The 18,509-nt window shown below is 60.4% G+C and carries 16 protein-coding genes; 15 read left to right on the top strand and 1 reads right to left on the bottom strand.

Annotated features, from left to right (window positions below; all coding sequences use genetic code 11):
• Positions 1 to 24 precede the first annotated feature (24 nt).
• Complete coding sequence (locus tag F8N43_RS20880) at positions 25 to 1,389, bottom strand: formimidoylglutamate deiminase (protein WP_150631789.1); 1,365 nt, start codon at positions 1,387 to 1,389, stop codon at positions 25 to 27.
• A 146-nt stretch (positions 1,390 to 1,535) separates the two neighbouring features.
• On the opposite strand from F8N43_RS20880, the gene hutC reads away from it, so the two are divergent.
• The 15 genes from hutC (at position 1,536) to dtd (ending at position 18,407) form a co-directional block, all read left to right on the top strand.
• Positions 1,536 to 2,246, top strand: a complete 711-nt coding sequence (hutC, locus tag F8N43_RS20875) for a histidine utilization repressor (RefSeq protein ID WP_172435301.1) — start codon at positions 1,536 to 1,538, stop codon at positions 2,244 to 2,246.
• Entirely contained in the window at positions 2,243 to 2,812 is a 570-nt protein-coding gene (locus F8N43_RS20870) for a HutD family protein (protein WP_150631787.1), read from the top strand. The genes hutC and F8N43_RS20870 overlap by 4 nt, the downstream gene beginning before the upstream one ends.
• A gap of 450 nt (positions 2,813 to 3,262) precedes the next feature.
• Positions 3,263 to 4,945 carry a urocanate hydratase gene (hutU, locus tag F8N43_RS20865; RefSeq protein WP_150654290.1) on the top strand — a complete coding sequence of 561 codons (1,683 nt, stop codon included), beginning with the start codon at positions 3,263 to 3,265 and terminating at the stop codon, positions 4,943 to 4,945.
• Positions 4,946 to 5,112: 167 nt separating this feature from the next.
• Positions 5,113 to 6,582, top strand: a complete 1,470-nt coding sequence (locus F8N43_RS20860) for a purine-cytosine permease family protein (RefSeq protein ID WP_150654289.1) — start codon at positions 5,113 to 5,115, stop codon at positions 6,580 to 6,582.
• A 69-nt stretch (positions 6,583 to 6,651) separates the two neighbouring features.
• Positions 6,652 to 7,620: an ABC transporter substrate-binding protein gene (locus F8N43_RS20855; RefSeq protein WP_150631784.1), complete on the top strand. Its 969-nt coding sequence runs from the start codon at positions 6,652 to 6,654 to the stop codon at positions 7,618 to 7,620.
• Between the two features lie 71 nt (positions 7,621 to 7,691).
• Complete coding sequence (locus F8N43_RS20850) at positions 7,692 to 8,543, top strand: ABC transporter permease (protein ID WP_150631783.1); 852 nt, start codon at positions 7,692 to 7,694, stop codon at positions 8,541 to 8,543.
• Positions 8,540 to 9,370 carry a quaternary amine ABC transporter ATP-binding protein gene (locus F8N43_RS20845; protein WP_150631782.1) on the top strand — a complete coding sequence of 277 codons (831 nt, stop codon included), beginning with the start codon at positions 8,540 to 8,542 and terminating at the stop codon, positions 9,368 to 9,370. The genes F8N43_RS20850 and F8N43_RS20845 overlap by 4 nt, the downstream gene beginning before the upstream one ends.
• A gap of 152 nt (positions 9,371 to 9,522) precedes the next feature.
• The gene (gene hutH / locus F8N43_RS20840; protein WP_150639722.1) at positions 9,523 to 11,046 is read left to right on the top strand and encodes a histidine ammonia-lyase; all 1,524 of its coding nucleotides are present in this window, start codon (positions 9,523 to 9,525) and stop codon (positions 11,044 to 11,046) included.
• A 118-nt stretch (positions 11,047 to 11,164) separates the two neighbouring features.
• The gene (gene hutH / locus F8N43_RS20835) at positions 11,165 to 12,697 is read left to right on the top strand and encodes a histidine ammonia-lyase (protein WP_150654288.1); all 1,533 of its coding nucleotides are present in this window, start codon (positions 11,165 to 11,167) and stop codon (positions 12,695 to 12,697) included.
• Positions 12,698 to 12,798: 101 nt separating this feature from the next.
• Positions 12,799 to 14,004, top strand: a complete 1,206-nt coding sequence (gene hutI / locus F8N43_RS20830) for an imidazolonepropionase (protein WP_150654287.1) — start codon at positions 12,799 to 12,801, stop codon at positions 14,002 to 14,004.
• Between the two features lie 10 nt (positions 14,005 to 14,014).
• The gene (gene hutG, locus F8N43_RS20825) at positions 14,015 to 14,818 is read left to right on the top strand and encodes an N-formylglutamate deformylase (RefSeq protein WP_150631778.1); all 804 of its coding nucleotides are present in this window, start codon (positions 14,015 to 14,017) and stop codon (positions 14,816 to 14,818) included.
• 201 nt (positions 14,819 to 15,019) lie between these two features.
• Entirely contained in the window at positions 15,020 to 15,967 is a 948-nt protein-coding gene (locus tag F8N43_RS20820; protein WP_150631777.1) for a choline ABC transporter substrate-binding protein, read from the top strand.
• Positions 15,968 to 16,897, top strand: a complete 930-nt coding sequence (locus tag F8N43_RS20815) for an alpha/beta hydrolase (protein ID WP_150639721.1) — start codon at positions 15,968 to 15,970, stop codon at positions 16,895 to 16,897. It abuts the gene before it with no gap.
• A 104-nt stretch (positions 16,898 to 17,001) separates the two neighbouring features.
• A complete protein-coding gene (pip, locus tag F8N43_RS20810; protein WP_150631775.1) occupies positions 17,002 to 17,973 on the top strand; it encodes a prolyl aminopeptidase in 972 nt (323 codons plus the stop codon).
• A complete protein-coding gene (gene dtd / locus F8N43_RS20805) occupies positions 17,970 to 18,407 on the top strand; it encodes a D-aminoacyl-tRNA deacylase (RefSeq protein ID WP_150639720.1) in 438 nt (145 codons plus the stop codon). Before pip ends, dtd begins: the two co-directional genes overlap by 4 nt.
• Positions 18,408 to 18,509 lie beyond the last annotated feature (102 nt).

Below are 18,509 nucleotides of genomic sequence, written 5' to 3'. Positions count from 1 at the left end.
TCGCTCCCACAGTTGTTTCCGGGGTCAGCCCAAGAGATCGCGCAGGACCTGGGTGAACGCCCGGCTGCTTTCCTCTTCGTCGGCGTGACGTCCATCGCGCACGACCCATTGGCCATTGACCAGTACATCACGCACCTGGCGGTCGCCACCGGCAAACAACCAACGATTGAGAATCCCGTCGCCACTGGCGGTCGCCAGGTACGGGTCGTTACCGTCCAGCACCAGCCAATCCGCGCGCTTACCCACCTCCAGCGCACCGATCGGCTGGCCCAGCGCCTCGGCGCCGCCGTCCAGCGCGGCGTCATACAGCGTCCGGCCGACCATCGGCTGTTCCGCGCCATACAACCGATTACGCCGCTGATCGCGCAGACGCTGGCCGTATTCCAGCCAACGCAATTCTTCCACCACGCTCAACGACACATGGCTGTCGGAACCGATGCCCATGCGCCCACCTTGAGCGAGGAAGTCCACCGCCGGAAAAATCCCGTCGCCGAGGTTGGCTTCGGTGGTCAGGCACAAGCCGGCGATGGCGCGACTCTTGGCCATCAGCGTGACTTCTTCCGGGTTGGCGTGGGTCGCGTGGACCAGGCACCAGCGTTGATCGACTTCGGTGTTTTCATACAGCCATTGCAGAGGGCGACGACCACTCCAGCTGAGGCAGTCATCGACTTCTTTCTGCTGTTCGGCGATGTGAATGTGCACAGGGCACTGCTTGTCGCTGGCCGCCAGCACGTCGCTGATTTGCTGCGGTGTTACCGCGCGCAACGAGTGGAAACACAAACCCAGCGATTGCGCCGGTTGCTGCGCCAGGATCGGCTGCAAGCGGGCTTGAAGCTTCAGGTAATTTTCAGTGCTGTTGATAAAGCGACGTTGGCCGTCATTCGGTGTCTGGCCGCCGAAACCGGAGTGGCTGTAAAGCACTGGCAGCAGGGTCAAGCCTATACCGGCGGAGCTGGCCGCCTGGCTGATGCGCAGCGCCAGCTCGGCAGGGTCTGCGTACGGTTGGCCGCTCGTGTCGTGGTGCACGTAATGAAATTCCGCGACCGAGGTGTAACCGGCCTTGAGCATTTCGATGTACAGCTGACGGGCGATCACGCCGAGTTGATCGGGGCTGATTTTTCCGACGAGCCGGTACATCAAATCACGCCAGGTCCAGAAACTGTCGTTCGGATTACCGGCCACTTCGGCCAATCCAGCCATTGCTCGCTGAAAGGCGTGGGAGTGCAGATTCGGCATCCCCGGCAGCAGCGGACCGCTTAGCCGTTCGGCGCCATCTGCGTTGGAATCGGCCTGGACATGGGTCAAAACGCCGTCGGCGCTGACCTCAAGACGTACATTGTTGGCCCATCCACTAGGCAGCAGCGCGCGTTCGGCAAAGAAGGCGGACATGGTTCAGCACCCCATCGTGTGTTATTTGTATATACATATACAGACGTTTGCCTGCTCGGTAAACTCCGGCAAGCTAGCAACTTCTACCAAATGACCAAGGATTAACCGTGCCGACTCCGCCTACAGTGTCACCGTTGGCCGCGAACATGGGCGACAGTCCGGCGCCTTTGTACGCCCGCGTCAAACAGATGATCACCCAGCAAATCGACAGTGGAAACTGGCCGCCGCATTACCGCGTTCCGTCGGAAAGCGAGCTGGTCAGCCAACTCGGTTTCAGCCGCATGACCATCAACCGCGCACTGCGCGAGATGACCGCCGACGGTCTGTTGGTGCGCATGCAGGGCGTCGGCACGTTCGTCGCCGAGCCGAAAAGCCAGTCCGCGCTGTTTGAAGTGCACAACATCGCCGACGAAATCGCCTCCCGCGGCCATCGCCACACCTGCAAGGTGATCACCCTGGAAGAAGAGGCTGCCGGCTCCGAGCGTGCCCTGGCGCTGGATATGCGTGAAGGTCAGAAGGTCTTCCACTCGCTGATCGTGCATTTCGAAAATGACATTCCGGTGCAAATCGAAGACCGTTTCGTCAACGCGCTTGTCGCCCCGGACTACCTCAAGCAGGATTTCACCCTGCAAACGCCTTACGCCTATCTGAATCAGGTCGCGCCGCTGACCGAAGGCGAACACGTGGTCGAGGCGATTCTGGCTGAGGCTAGCGAGTGCAAATTGCTGCAGATTGAGAAAGGCGAGCCGTGCCTGCTGATTCGTCGCCGCACCTGGTCCGGCCGTCAGCCGGTGACCGCCGCCCGTTTGATCCACCCCGGTTCCCGTCATCGTCTGGAAGGACGCTTTCATAAATGAGTCAGGTTAAGGTTTTACGCGCCAAAGATTACCCGCGCATGCCGTGGAAAAACGGTGGCGGCAGCACTGAAGAAATCACCCGCGATGCGGGCACGGGTCTTGACGGTTTCGGCTGGCGCCTGTCGATTGCCGATATCGGCGAGTCGGGTGGCTTCTCGACGTTCGCTGGCTATGAGCGGGTGATCACCGTGCTGCAAGGCGACGGCATGACCTTGTCGGTTGATGGCCAGGCCACGCGACCATTGTTACCGATTGATCCTTTCGCCTTCAGTGGTGAAAGTCAGGTTTCCTGCACCTTGCTCGGTGGGCCGATTCGCGATTTCAACCTGATTTATGCGCCGCAGCGTTACCTCGCGCGGTTGCAGTGGCTAGACGGTGAACAGCGGTTTTTCAGTTCGGCGGGCGCAGTGTTGGTGTTCAGTGTCAGCGAGGCGCTGGAAGTGCAGGTCGGTAACAGTGCCCAGCAATTGGGTCGTCATGACTGCCTGCAACTCGACGGTAACACCGGCCTGCTGGAATTCTCCAGCAACGGCCCGTGTTGTGTGATCGAACTGACTGCGCGCTGATCCAATACCGGGTCGTCTCTATCGCGGGCAAGCCCACTCCTGCAGGATGTCCACCGGACCTGTGGGAGCGGGCTTGCCCGCGATGCTTTTCAGGGCTCAAACGCGTTCCCCATCGCGCACCAACTTGTTACCGAACGCCCCAGCGTGGCGCAAAACCACGCTCAAGTAACAAGCCGTCACCCCTTCGAAAAATCCCCCCGAAAAATTTCATCTTCTTCAGAACCCTTGATCTACAGGCTTTCCAGCCCTCTCAGAATTTTTCTTGAATGCCCATCCAACAAGTTGGCCGCTTGATTGCATATGCTTGTATGTACAAGTAAAGACGTATGCGTATGAGTCGACCGAGGCTCTCCGCAGCGTCCACTGATTCGCTTGTGGTGCAACGATGCGCACAGGCTCGCTTACCCACCGCCAGGGTTGGTTTGGATTGATCGCTGAGGAGTCTTTTTCGTGACTGACAACAAAACCACTAAGTTTCGTGACGTAGAAATTCGTGCCGCTCGCGGTAACAAGCTGACCGCCAAGAGCTGGTTGACTGAAGCGCCGCTGCGCATGCTGATGAACAACCTCGACCCGGAAGTCGCCGAGAACCCTAAAGAACTGGTGGTTTACGGTGGTATCGGTCGTGCGGCGCGTAACTGGGAATGCTACGACAAGATCGTCGAAAGCCTGACCAATCTGAATGACGACGAGACCCTGCTGGTGCAATCCGGCAAGCCGGTCGGCGTGTTCAAGACTCACACTAACGCCCCGCGCGTATTGATCGCCAACTCCAACCTCGTACCGCACTGGGCGAGCTGGGAACACTTCAACGAACTCGACGCCAAAGGCTTGGCCATGTACGGCCAGATGACCGCCGGCAGCTGGATCTACATCGGCAGCCAGGGCATCGTTCAAGGCACTTACGAAACCTTCGTCGAAGCCGGTCGCCAGCACTATAACGATGACCTGAGAGGTCGTTGGGTCCTGACCGCAGGCCTGGGCGGCATGGGCGGCGCTCAACCTCTGGCTGCAACCCTGGCCGGCGCGTGCTCGCTGAACATCGAATGCCAGCAGGTCAGCATCGATTTCCGTCTGAACAGCCGTTATGTCGACGAGCAAGCCACCGACCTCGACGACGCGCTGGCCCGCATCGCCAAATACACCAAGGAAGGCAAGGCGATATCCATCGCTCTGCTCGGTAACGCGGCTGAAATTCTGCCGGAACTGGTCAAGCGCGGCGTGCGCCCGGACATGGTCACCGACCAGACCAGCGCCCACGACCCGCTCAACGGTTACCTGCCGGCCGGCTGGACCTGGGAAGAGTACCGCGCTCGCGCCAAGACCGAGCCTGCTGCCGTGGTCAAAGCCGCCAAGCAATCGATGGCCGTGCACGTTAAAGCGATGCTCGAATTCCAGAAAATGGGCATCCCGACCTTCGACTACGGCAACAACATCCGTCAGATGGCGCAAGAAGAAGGCGTGGAAAACGCATTCGACTTCCCAGGTTTCGTACCTGCCTACATCCGTCCACTGTTCTGCCGCGGCATCGGTCCGTTCCGTTGGGCTGCGCTGTCGGGTAACGCCGAAGACATCTACAAGACTGACGCCAAAGTAAAAGAACTGATCCCGGACGACGCCCACCTGCACAACTGGCTGGACATGGCGCGCGAGCGCATCAGCTTCCAGGGTCTGCCGGCTCGTATCTGCTGGGTTGGCCTGGGTCTGCGCGCCAAGCTCGGTCTGGCATTCAACGAAATGGTGCGCAGCGGTGAATTGTCCGCGCCAATCGTGATCGGTCGCGACCACCTGGACTCCGGTTCGGTTGCCAGCCCGAACCGCGAAACCGAATCGATGCAGGACGGTTCCGACGCCGTGTCCGACTGGCCACTGCTCAACGCTCTGCTCAACACCGCGAGCGGCGCGACCTGGGTTTCCCTGCACCACGGCGGCGGCGTCGGCATGGGCTTCTCCCAGCACTCGGGCATGGTGATCGTCTGCGACGGTACTGACGAAGCGGCTGAGCGTATCGCTCGCGTTCTGCACAACGACCCGGCGACTGGCGTTATGCGCCACGCCGATGCCGGTTACCAGATCGCGATCGACTGCGCCAAGGAGCAGGGTCTGAACCTGCCGATGATTACCGGTAAATAACGCAACCCCTTGTGGGGGCTGGCTTGCCAGCGATAGCGGCGGCACTGCTGGAATCGATGTTGGAAGTGCTGACGTCATCGCGGGCAAGTCGAATCGTCGCACCGGCGCTCCCACAGGGTTCGAGTAAACCGGACAGAACAATTAAAACAATCCACAGAGGTTGAATCATGGCTGTTAACAACGATCGTGCAGGCAGTAAACCGTTGATCGAGAAACGCTCGATCGACTACATCCCGGAAGCGGAGAGACACGGTCGTCTGTTGAGCCAGTTCACCCTGTGGATGGGGGCCAACCTGCAAATCACCGCGATTGTCACCGGGGCCCTGGCCGTGGTGCTGGGCGGTGATGTGTTCTGGTCGTTGATCGGCTTGCTGATCGGACAACTGCTCGGCGGTGGCGTGATGGCGCTGCATGCCGCGCAAGGACCCAAGCTTGGCTTGCCGCAGATGATCTCCAGCCGTGTGCAGTTCGGTGTTTATGGCGCGGCCATCCCGATCGTGCTGGTCTGTTTGATGTACCTCGGCTTCACGGCGACCGGAACCGTACTTTCCGGCCAGGCGCTGGGCCAGTTGTTTGGCGTCAGTGACACCGTCGGTATCCTCATCTTCGCCAGTGTCATCGTGCTGGTCACGGTACTCGGTTATCGGGTGATCCATTGGATTGGCCGTGTTGCCAGTGTCATCGGTGTGATTGCCTTTGTTTACCTGTTCAGCCGTCTGGTGAGCCAGGTTGACGTTGGCGCACTGTTGCAAATCCGCCACTTCAGCTGGAGCAGTTTCTTGCTCGCGGTGTCGCTCGCGGCGTCCTGGCAGATCGCCTTCGGCCCTTACGTGGCGGACTATTCTCGCTACTTGCCGAGCAAGACGTCCTCGGTGAAAACCTTTTTCGCCGCGGGTGCGGGTTCGGTCATTGGTGCACAGGTGGCGATGGTCCTCGGCGTGTTCGCTGCCGCTTCGGCCAACGGGCAATTCGCCGGTCACGAAGTCGCCTACATCGTTGGCTTGGGTGGTACCGGCGCCACTGCTGCACTGCTGTATTTCAGCATCGCGTTCGGCAAGGTCACTATCTCCACGCTGAACTCCTACGGCAGCTTCATGTGCATTGCGACCATCATCAGCGGCTTCCGTGGTGAGCTGAAAGTAACGCGCTTGCAGCGCCTGGTGTTCGTGCTGGTCATCGTCGGTGCTGCGACCCTGATGGCGTTGCTCGGTCAGCACTCGTTCCTCGGTGCGTTCAAGTCCTTCATCCTGTTCCTGCTGGCGTTCTTTACGCCATGGAGCGCGATCAACCTGGTGGACTACTACTGCATCACCCGCGAGCGCTATGACGTGCCGGCGCTGTCCGATCCGAACGGTCGCTACGGCCGCTGGAACATGCTCGGTATCAGCATCTATGTGTTCGGTGTGCTGGTGCAGCTGCCGTTCATTTCCACCAAGTTCTATACCGGTTCGCTGGTGACCGCTCTGGGTGATGTGGATATTTCCTGGATCATCGGTCTGGTGCTTCCCGCAGTCCTGTATTACGTGTGTGCAAAAAAATGGCACGGCACAGTGCCCGATCAACTGATCCTGCCGGTCGAGCAGGACGTGGTCACCGAACAAAAGCTGAATGCCGGTCGCGCTGCGGCGCAGGCCTGATTGGACGTGGACAGGGCTGGATGCCTCTTGACTGCCGTAAGCCAATTCATGATTAGGAGCGTCACAACAATGAAATCGAACAAGACCCTGCTGACCACATTGCTTTCCATGGGCCTGCTCGCCAGCGCCGGCGCCACTCAGGCTGCCGGTTGGTGCGAATCGGGTAAACCGGTGAAATTCGCCGGCCTGAACTGGGAAAGCGCCATGTTGCTGACCGACGTGCTGCAAGTCGTGTTGGAGAAAGGTTACGACTGCAAGACCGACAGTCTGCCGGGCAACTCCATCACCATGGAAAACGCCCTGAGCAGCAACGACATCCAAGTGTTTGCTGAAGAATGGGTCGGCCGCAGCGAAGTCTGGAACAAGGCCGAGAAGGCCGGCAAAGTCGTCGGTGTCGGCGCGCCAGTTGTGGGCGCAGTCGAAGGCTGGTACGTGCCGCGCTACGTGATCGAAGGCGACGCCAAGCGCAAGCTGGAAGCCAAGGCACCGGACCTGAAAAACATTGCTGACCTGGCCAAGTACGCCTCGGTGTTCAAGGACGCCGAAGAACCTTCCAAGGGCCGTTTCTACAACTGCCCGGCCGGCTGGACCTGTGAGCTGGACAACAGCGAAATGCTGAAGAGCTACGGCCTGGAAAGCAGCTACACCAACTTCCGCCCTGGCACCGGCCCGGCGCTGGATGCCGCGGTGCTGTCGAGCTACAAGCGTGGCGAGCCGATCCTGTTCTACTACTGGTCGCCAACGCCGCTGATGGGTCAGGTTGACCTGGTGAAACTCGAAGAGAAGCCGGGCGTGGATAAACGCGTGACCATCAAGGTCGGCCTGTCCAAGACTTTCCACGAGCAAGCCCCGGAACTGGTGGCCGTGCTGGAAAAGGTCAACCTGCCGATCGACCTGCTGAACCAGAACCTCGGGCGCATGGCCAAAGAGCGGATCGAGTCACCAAAACTGGCGAAAATCTTCCTCAAGGAACATCCTGAAGTCTGGCATGCATGGGTGAGCGAAGACGCAGCCAAAAAGATCGACGCGGCCTTGTAGGTTGAGCTTCTCCGACTGCTGGCAACGGCAGTCGGACGCTGAATCGCAACCCCTTGATTGAGAGTCTCTTTATGTTTCCCGAAAGCTTTACCTTTTCCATCGCCGACTGGGTCAACGGTTGGGTCGATTCGCTGGTCACCAACTACGGCGACGTGTTCCGGCACATCTCCGACACCCTGTTGTGGGCCATCGTCAATCTTGAAGGGCTGCTGCGTGCGGCGCCCTGGTGGCTGATGCTGGCGATCGTGGGGGGCGTTGCCTGGCACGCGACCCGCAAGGTCGTCACCACCGCCGTCATCGTCGGTTTGCTGTTCCTGGTGGGCGCGGTCGGCCTCTGGGACAAGCTGATGCAGACCCTCGCGCTGATGATGGTGGCGACGGTCATTTCGGTGCTGATCGGCATTCCGCTGGGCATTCTCTCGGCACGCAGCAATCGCCTGCGTTCGGTGCTGATGCCGCTGCTGGACATCATGCAGACCATGCCGAGTTTCGTGTACCTGATTCCGGTGCTGATGCTGTTCGGCCTGGGCAAGGTCCCGGCAATTTTCGCGACCGTGATCTACGCCGCGCCACCGCTGATCCGCCTGACCGATCTGGGCATTCGCCAGGTTGATGGCGAAGTGATGGAAGCGATCAACGCTTTCGGTGCCAACCGTTGGCAACAACTGTTCGGCGTGCAACTGCCGCTGGCCCTGCCGAGCATCATGGCCGGGATCAACCAGACCACCATGATGGCGCTGTCGATGGTGGTGATTGCCTCGATGATCGGTGCCCGTGGCCTGGGTGAAGATGTGTTGGTGGGGATTCAGACCCTCAACGTCGGACGTGGCCTTGAAGCCGGTCTGGCGATCGTGATTCTGGCAGTGGTGATCGACCGCATTACACAGGCGTACGGTCGTGCACGGCATGAGGTGAGCAAATGAGCAACGCAGCCATCAGCAAGATCGAAGTCAAAAACGTCTTCAAGATTTTCGGTAACCGTTCCAAGGAAGCGCTGGGCATGATCGGCCAGGGCAAAACCAAGGATCAGGTGCTGGCCGAAACCGGCTGCGTGGTCGGCGTGAACGACCTGTCGTTGAGCATCGGCAGCGGCGAGATTTTCGTGATCATGGGCCTGTCCGGTTCCGGCAAATCGACCCTGGTGCGCCACTTCAATCGCCTGATCGACCCGACCAGCGGCGCGATTCTGGTGGATGGCGTGGACATCCTGCAATACGACATGGAAGCCCTGCGTGAATTCCGTCGACGCAAGATCAGCATGGTGTTCCAGAGCTTCGGCCTGCTGCCGCACAAGACTGTGGTGGACAACGTCGCCTACGGCCTGAAAGTGCGTGGCGAGAGCAAGCAGATGTGCAGCGAGCGTGCGCTGCACTGGATCAACACCGTGGGCCTGAAGGGCTACGAAAACAAATACCCGCATCAGCTTTCGGGCGGCATGCGTCAGCGTGTGGGTCTGGCCCGCGCACTGGCGGCGGACACCGACATCATCCTGATGGACGAAGCCTTCAGTGCGCTCGACCCGCTGATCCGCGCCGAGATGCAGGATCAGTTGCTGGAGCTGCAAAAGACCCTGCACAAGACCATCGTCTTCATCACCCATGACCTCGACGAGGCCGTGCGCATCGGCAACCGCATCGCGATCCTCAAGGATGGCCGCCTGATTCAGGTCGGCACGCCGCGGGAGATCCTGCATTCGCCGGCGGATGAGTATGTCGACCGGTTCGTGCAGCGGCGGGCGGCGGTGGTTTAAGAGATTTGCAGTGACTTTGCTGGCCTCATCGCGAGCAAGCTCGCTCCCACAGGGATTTTATGAACGCTGGAGATCCACTGTAGGAGCGAGCTTGCTCGCGATGAGGGCGGTGAAGCTGCATCAATATTCAAGTTGTACGCACGAGGTTGAAGATGTCCCAGGCTGAAAAAATCGTAATCGCCGACGGCCCGTTGCGTTGGCAGGATGTGGTCGCAGTCGCCCGTCACGGCGCACAACTCGAGCTGTCGGCCCAGGCCTGGGCACGCATCGACAATGCCCAGGCGATCGTCCAGCGCATCGTCGCCAGTGGCGAACGCGCCTATGGCGTCAACACCGGTCTGGGCGCGTTGTGCAACGTCTCGCTCAAAGACGAACAACTGAGCCAACTGTCGCGCAACACCTTGCTCAGCCACGCCTGTGGCGTCGGCGCACCACTGGCCGACGAGCAGACCCGCGCGATCATGTGTGCGGCAATCCTCAACTTCAGCCAAGGAAAATCCGGCCTTCATCGCCAAGTGGTAGAAGCGCTTCTGGCGCTGCTCAACCGCGGCATCACCCCGCAAGTGCCGTCCCAGGGTTCGGTCGGTTACCTGACCCACATGGCGCACATCAGCATCGCGCTGTTGGGTGTCGGCAATGTCAGCTATCGCGGGCAGATTGTTTCTGCGCAACAAGCCCTGGCGGAAGAAGGTTTGCAGCCGGTTCAGCTCGGCGCCAAGGACGGCTTGTGCCTGGTCAACGGCACGCCGTGCATGAGCGGCCTCAGTTGCCTGGCGATTGCCGATGCGACACGTCTGTTGCAATGGGCCGACGTGATCGGCGCCATGAGCTTCGAAGCCCAGCGCGGTCAGATTGCGGCGTTCGATGCCGAGATCATTGCACTCAAACCACATCCTGGCATGCAGCAGGTCGGTATCAACCTGCGGGCGTTGCTCGATGGCAGTGAAGTGATCGCCAGCAGCAAAGGGATTCGTACTCAGGACGCGCTGAGCATCCGTTCCATCCCGCAAGTCCATGGCGCTGCGCGGGATCAATTGGCCCACGCAATCCAACAGATCGAAACCGAACTCAACGGCTGCACCGACAATCCGTTGCTGCTGGGCACCCCGGACGACTTCCGCGTCATGTCTCAAGCCAACCCGCACGGCCAATCGGTGGCGCTGGCGGCAGATTTGCTGGCGATTGCCATGGCCGAAATCGGCTCGATTGCCGAGCGTCGTCTCGACCGTTTGATCAACCCGCATGTCAGCGGTCTGCCGGCGTTCCTGGTGGCCAATCCGGGCGTCAATTCGGGGATGATGATTGTCCAGTACGTCGCTGCGTCGCTGTGTGCGGAAAACCGTCAGTTGGCGCAGCCGGCCGTCCTCGATAACTACGTCACCTCGGGCTTGCAGGAAGACCACCTGAGCATGGGCACCAATGCTGCGTTGAAGCTGCATCGCGCACTGGAAAACTGCACGCAGATCCTCGCGATCGAGTACCTGCTGGCATCCCAGGCGTTTGAATTCCTGAAAGAACAGCGCTTCGGCGCCGGCACCGATACCGCATGGCGTCTGCTGCGTGAACGGGTTCCGGCCTACGATCAGGACCGCTGGCTGGCGCCCGATATCGCCGCTGCTGCCAGCGTGTTGAAGGACCCGATTTTGCTGCACAAGGCTTTGCCGAACCTCAACTGATTCCTATATCAAACCAGCGTGCCAAGGCGCCAGCCCCCCACAAGGCGGGAAGCGACGGACAACGGACATCTCCGGAGCGTCTGGTTAGTTAATAACAAACTCTCAAAAGGAGCACAAAATGACTGCGCTAAACCTGATTCCCGGCCAACTGAGCCTTGCCCAACTGCGTGATATCTATCAGCAACCGGTCCGGATTACTCTTGATGACAGCGCCTCGGCCCAGATCGAAGCCAGCGTTGCCTGCGTGGAACAGATCCTCGCCGAGAACCGCACGGCTTACGGCATCAACACCGGTTTCGGTCTGCTGGCCTCGACTCGCATTGCCAGCGAAGACCTGGAAAACCTGCAGCGCTCGCTGGTGCTGTCTCACGCCGCCGGTGTCGGCGAGCCGATCAGCGACGCGTTGGTGCGTCTGGTCATGGTGCTCAAGGTCAACAGCCTGAGCCGTGGTTTCTCCGGTATTCGTCGCGTGGTCATCGACGCGCTGATCGCTCTGATCAACGCCGAGGTTTACCCGCACATCCCGTTGAAAGGTTCGGTCGGTGCCTCCGGTGACCTGGCGCCATTGGCGCACATGTCGCTGGTGCTGCTGGGTGAAGGCAAGGCGCGCTACAAGGGCGAATGGCTGGAAGCGACCGACGCGCTGAAAGTCGCCGGTCTGACCCCGCTGACCCTCGCTGCGAAAGAAGGCCTGGCGCTGCTCAACGGTACTCAAGTGTCGACCGCTTACGCGTTGCGCGGTCTGTTTGAAGGTGAAGACCTGTTCGCTGGCGCGGTCGCGCTGGGTGCGCTGACCGTCGAAGCCGTCCTGGGCTCACGCTCGCCATTCGACGCCCGCATCCACGCCGCACGTGGCCAGAAAGGCCAGATCGACGCCGCTGCCGCCTACCGCGATCTGCTGGGCGAGCGCAGTGAAGTCTCCGATTCGCACCAGAACTGCGAAAAGGTCCAGGACCCGTACTCCCTGCGCTGCCAACCGCAAGTCATGGGCGCCTGCCTGACGCAGTTCCGTCAGGCCGCCGAAGTGCTCGCCGTCGAAGCCAACGCCGTCTCGGACAACCCATTGGTCTTCGCCGCGGAAGGCGACGTGATCTCTGGCGGTAACTTCCACGCCGAACCGGTGGCCATGGCCGCCGATAACATGGCCTTGGCCATTGCTGAAATCGGCTCGCTGAGCGAACGCCGCATCTCGCTGATGATGGACAAGCACATGTCGCAACTGCCGCCGTTCCTGGTGGCCAATGGCGGCGTGAACTCCGGTTTCATGATCGCCCAGGTCACCGCTGCGGCCCTCGCCAGCGAAAACAAGGCGTTGTCCCATCCGCATTCGGTGGACAGCCTGCCAACGTCGGCGAACCAGGAAGACCACGTGTCCATGGCCCCGGCCGCCGGCAAGCGTTTGTGGGAAATGGCCGAGAACACCCGTGGCGTTCTGGCGGTGGAATGGTTGGCGGCGGTTCAAGGCCTGGACTTGCGCGACGGTCTGAAGACCTCGCCGAAACTGGAAAAGGCTCGGGCGATTCTGCGTAAAGAAGTGCCGTTCTATGAGAAGGACCGCTTCTTTGCGCCGGATATCAATGCGGCGACTGAACTGTTGGCGACGCGTTGCCTGAATGAACTGGTCCCGGCCAAGCTTTTGCCGAGCCTGTGATGTACTCATCGCCAGCAGGCTGGCTCCCACAGTTGCATTGCGCATCCTTGTGGGAGCCAGCCTGCTGGCGATTCGATTTTGAACATTGTGGAGACTAAGGGATGAAAACTCTCTGGCAACACTGCCACGTCGCAACCATGGCGCAAGGCGTCTACTCGATCATCGAGGATGCGGCCATCGTGACGTCAGGTGCGCTCATTGAGTGGATCGGCTCTCGCGCTGAACTGCCGGCGGGTGAATACCCGGCCGTCAACGATTTGAACGGGGCCTGGGTTACGCCGGGCCTGATCGACTGCCACACCCATACGGTGTTCGGCGGTAACCGCAGCGGTGAATTCGAACAGCGCCTGCAAGGTGTCAGCTACGCCGAAATCGCTGCGGCCGGTGGCGGCATCGCCAGCACCGTGCGCGCAACCCGAGCGGCAACCGAAGACGAGCTGTTCGCCAGCGCCGCCAAGCGCCTGAAAAGCCTGATGCGTGATGGCGTCACCAGCATCGAAATCAAATCCGGTTACGGCCTTGATCTGGCCAACGAGCGCAAGATGCTGCGCGTCGCCCGCCGTCTCGCTGCCGAACTGCCGATCAGCGTGCGCAGCACCTGCCTGGCGGCCCACGCCTTGCCGCCGGAGTATGTGGACCGCGCCGACGATTACATCGATCACATCTGCGCCGAAATGCTCCCTGCGCTCGCCGCCGAAGGCTTGGTGGATGCGGTGGACGCGTTCTGTGAATACCTGGCCTTCTCGCCGGCACAGGTCGAGCGCGTGTTCATTACTGCGCAGGAGCTCGGCTTGCCGGTGAAACTGCACGCCGAGCAACTGTCATCGCTGCACGGTTCGAGTCTGGCGGCGCGTTATCACGCACTGTCGGCCGACCACCTGGAGTTCATGACCGAAGAAGACGCCATCGCCATGGCCGCGTCCGGCACCGTCGCGGTGTTGCTGCCGGGGGCGTTCTACTTCCTGCGTGAAACCCAATTGCCGCCGATGGATGCCCTGCGCAAACACGGCGTAAAAATCGCCATCGCCAGCGACCTCAATCCCGGCACCTCGCCAGCGCTGTCGCTGCGCTTGATGCTGAACATGGCCTGCACCTGTTTCCGCATGACCCCGGAAGAAGCCCTGGCCGGTGCAACGATTCATGCTGCCGCCGCGTTGGGCATGGCCGAAACGCACGGTTCGCTGGAAGTCGGCAAGGTCGCGGATTTCGTGGCTTGGCAAATCGATCGTCCCGCCGACCTGTCGTACTGGCTGGGCGGTGATCTGGAAAAACGCGTCGTGCGTCACGGCGTTGAAATGAGCGTTTAGGAGAACAGTTGTGGATAAGGTTCTGAACTTCAAACAAGGCCGCGTGCCGTTGCTGATCAGCATGCCCCACGCCGGCCTGCGCCTGACCCCGGCGGTCGAAGCCGGATTGATTGCCGACGCGAAAAGTTTGCCGGACACTGACTGGCACATCCCGAAACTCTACGAATTCGCTGCCGAGCTGGGCGCCAGCACCCTGGCCGCCGAGTATTCGCGGTTTGTCATCGACCTGAACCGACCGTCCGACGACAAACCTTTGTATGCCGGCGCGACGACCGGTCTGTACCCGGCGACGCTGTTTGACGGTATTCCATTGTTCCGTGAGGGCATGGAGCCGTCGGCAGCGGAGCGCGCAACGTATCTGGAAAAGGTCTGGACGCCTTATCACAGCACGCTGCAGAGCGAATTGGCGCGCCTGAAAGCCGAGTTTGGCTACGCGCTGCTGTTCGATGCGCATTCGATCCGTTCGATCATTCCGCACCTGTTTGACGGCAAGCTGCCGGACTTCAACCTCGGTACCTTCAACGGCGCCAGTTGCGATCCACAGCTGGCGACTCAGCTGGAGGCGATCTGCGCCCGGCACACCGATTACAGCCATGTGCTGAACGGGCGCTTCAAGGGCGGCCACATCACCCGGCATTACGGCAACCCGGCGCAAAACATCCACGCCGTGCAACTGGAATTGGGCCAGTGCACGTATATGGAAGAGTTTGAGCCGTTCCGCTATCGCCCGGACCTGGCAGAGCCGACGCAAGTGGTGCTCAAGGAATTGCTGCAAGGGCTGCTGGCATGGGGCGAAAAGCACTACAAGCGCTAGAGCCTAGTGTATGCCCTGTGGGAGCGAGCCTGCTCGCTCCTACAGTTGGTGTTCGCCTCGATACCGGATTGAAACTGTCGCCACCGTGCAAAACACAGTCGCCACCGTTCGCTTTTACCCTCTCGACGCTGCGTAATGTTCTGGGCACGGTGCATCAAGACACCGGACCCATAATAATTCTGCCGCACGAGACCATCCCCCATGAAAAGACTGTTGACCCGCTGTCTCTCAATCCTCTGCGGCACCGCTCTTCTGAGCACCCCTGTTCTGGCCAGTGACGACGCTTCCTGCAAAGCCGTGCGCATGGGCGTGGTCAATTGGACCGACGTCATTGCCACCAGCGGCATGGCCGACGTGCTCCTCAACGGCCTTGGCTACGAAAGCAAGCAAACCAGCGCCGTGCAGCAAATTATCTTCGCCGGCATCCGCGACAAGCGCCTGGACATCTTCCTCGGTTACTGGAAACCGGCGATGGACAAGAACATCGCGCCATTCCTGTCCGCCAATCAAGTGAAAGTCCTGGAAAAGCCGAGCCTGGCCGACGCCCAGGCAACCCTCGCCGTGCCGGAGTACGTGGCCGAGGCGGGCCTGAAAACCTTCGCCGACATCGCCAGATTCAAAGACAAGCTCGGCGGCAAAATCTACGGCATCGAGCCAGGCAGTGGCGCGAACACCACGATCAAAACCATGATCGAAACCAATCAGTTCGGCTTGAAGGATTTCAAACTGATCGAGTCCGGTGAGGCCGGCATGCTTGCCGCTGTGCAGCGGGCGGTGAATCGCAAAGAGTTCGTGGTATTCGTCGGCTGGACTCCACACCCGATGAACATCAACATGAAAATCGCCTACCTGACCGGCAGTGAAGATGTTTACGGGCCGAACGAAGGTGCGGCGACTGTCTCCACGGTGACGTCCCCGGACTACGCCGAGCGTTGCCCGAACGTGAACCGTTTGTTGGAAAACCTGACCTTCACCGCGGCTCAGGAAAGTCAGCTCATGGTGCCGATCATGGAGCGCAAGACGCCGCAGGATGTCGCCAGGCAATGGCTGCGTGATCATCCCGAGGATCTGCAGCGCTGGCTGGCCGGTGTCAGCAGTTTTGATGGCAAGGACGGTGTAGCCACCGTTCAGGCCAGTTTGAAACCTTAAATGAGTTCTTATCCTTTATCCGCGCCGATGACGGCTTTCGTCGAGAAAACCGTCAGCTTCAACGCCACCGACAGCAGCCTTGCCGGTCTGCGCCAGGCCTACGGCGAGATGTGCCGGGCGTTCACCCCGCCGCGTCCCGCCGGGTTGTATGTAGTGGATGTTGAGTTGGGTGGCGTGCCGGTGCGGTCGTATCAGCCAGCGGCTTCACCGCCGACCGACGAAAGCCCGTGCATTGTGTATCTGCATGGCGGCGGTTGGGTCGTGGGGGATCTGGACTCCCACGACTTCATCTGCGCCGAACTGGCGTCGACGCTCGGCGTGTTGGTGGTCGCGGTGGATTATCGTCTGGCGCCGGAGCACCCGTTTCCAGCGGCGTTCGATGACTGCCTGAAGGTCTGGCGAGCGCTGCGCTCCGGGCCGTTTCAGCTGGACCCCGCGCGTACGCTGGTGGCCGGCGACAGCGCGGGTGGCAATCTCGCCGCCGCGTTGTGCCTGGCACTGCGCGATGCGGGCGAACCACTGCCAGCGGCGCAAGTGCTGATCTATCCCGGCCTCGGTGGCGATCACCGTCTGCCTTCACGCAGCGAATGCAGCGACGCTCCTCTGCTCAGCAGCAGTGACCTGGATTGTTATCACGCCTTGTATCTGCGCGGCACCCGAACGCCTGGCGCTTATGCCATGCCGTTGCTCGCCGGGGATTTGCGCGGATTACCGCCAGCGTGGATCGCGGTGGCGCAATTTGACCCGTTGCGTGATGACGGCGTGCTGTACGCCGAGCGCCTGAACGCTGCAGGCATCGCTGCGACGCTTTATTACGGGGAAGGGCTGGTTCACGGCTGCCTGCGGGCTCGGGGTCAGGTTGAGGAGGTCGATGTCCTCTACGAAACGCTGCTCGGCTTTCTGGCAAAAAAACTGGCGGCAAAACTCTGACTCTGCATGGGCATGCTCATTGACGTAAATCGGGTTTATGATGCCCAACGGCAGAATAATAGAAGTCCCCCCAGGGATGACCTCGACCCCTTACGGAGCGCGCAATGCAGACTTTGTACCCGCAGATCAAACCCCACGCCCGGCACGATCTGGCTGTCGATGAAACCCACACCCTGTATGTCGACGAAAGCGGTTCACCGCAAGGTTTGCCGGTGGTGTTCATCCACGGCGGCCCTGGTGCCGGGTGTGATGCACAGAGTCGCTGCTTTTTTGATCCGAACCTGTACCGAATCGTCACCTTCGATCAGCGCGGTTGCGGTCGTTCCACCCCCCACGCCAGCCTGGAAAACAACACCACCTGGGATCTGGTCGCCGATCTTGAGCGGATTCGCCAACACCTGGGCATCGATAAATGGGTGCTGTTTGGTGGCTCGTGGGGCTCGACCCTTGCGCTGGCCTACGCGCAAACCCATCCGGAGCGTGTGCACGGTCTGATCCTGCGCGGGATTTTTCTCTGCCGTCCGCAGGAAATCGAGTGGTTCTATCAGGCGGGCGCCAGTCGTCTGTTCCCTGATTACTGGCAGGACTACATCGCGCCGATCCCGCTGGATGAGCGCGAAGACTTGCTCAGCGCTTTCCACAAGCGTCTGACCGGCAACGATCAGATCGCCCAGATGCACGCGGCCAAAGCCTGGTCTACCTGGGAAGGCCGGACCGCGACCTTGCGTCCGAACCCGTTGGTGGTCGATCGTTTCTCCGAGCCGCAACGTGCGTTGTCCATCGCTCGGATCGAATGTCACTACTTCACCAACAATGCGTTCCTTGAGCCGAATCAGCTGATCCGCGACATGGGCAAGATTGCCCATTTGCCGGGCGTGATCGTTCACGGTCGCTACGATGTGATTTGCCCATTGGATAACGCCTGGGAGCTTCATCAGAACTGGCCGAACAGTGAATTGCAGGTTATCCGTGATGCCGGGCATGCCGCCTCCGAACCGGGCATTACCGATGCCTTGGTGCGCGCCGCCGATCAGATGGCCCGGCGCCTGCTCGACTTGTCCCCTGAAGAAGCATGAAGGGCCTGTTGCAACGCGTGCGTGGTGCGCGCGTCGAGGTAGCGGGGGAGGTGGTCGGTGCCGTCGACCAGGGGTTGCTGGTACTGGTTGCGGTCGAGCCCGAGGACACCCGGGCCAGCGCCGACAAACTTCTGCATAAACTGCTTAACTATCGTGTGTTCAGTGACGCCGAGGGCAAGATGAATCTGTCCCTGGCGGATGTCGGAGGCGGGTTGCTGCTGGTCTCTCAGTTCACCCTGGCCGCCGACACCAAAAGCGGGTTGCGCCCGAGTTTTTCGACCGCCGCCCCCCCGGCTCTTGGCGAGGAACTTTTCGACTATCTATTAAGCAAGGCGAAACAGGTGCATGGCACTGTGGCATCAGGTAGATTCGGCGCGGATATGCAGGTGCACCTGGTCAATGATGGCCCGGTAACCTTCCTGTTACAGACCTGAAAGCGCTTGAAACATGTTTTTTAGCCCATTTCGACTGAAAACAGGGGTTTTTCGCGATAAATACTTTGTTACCCCTGATGCGTTGTAACGCGGCCTACTAGA

Source organism: Pseudomonas fluorescens (assembly GCF_902498065.1).
Classification (GTDB): Bacteria; Pseudomonadota; Gammaproteobacteria; order Pseudomonadales; family Pseudomonadaceae; genus Aquipseudomonas; species Aquipseudomonas fluorescens_BJ.
The sequence above is the reverse complement of the archived record's forward strand: the minus strand, read 5'-3'. Positions and strand labels throughout refer to the sequence as shown.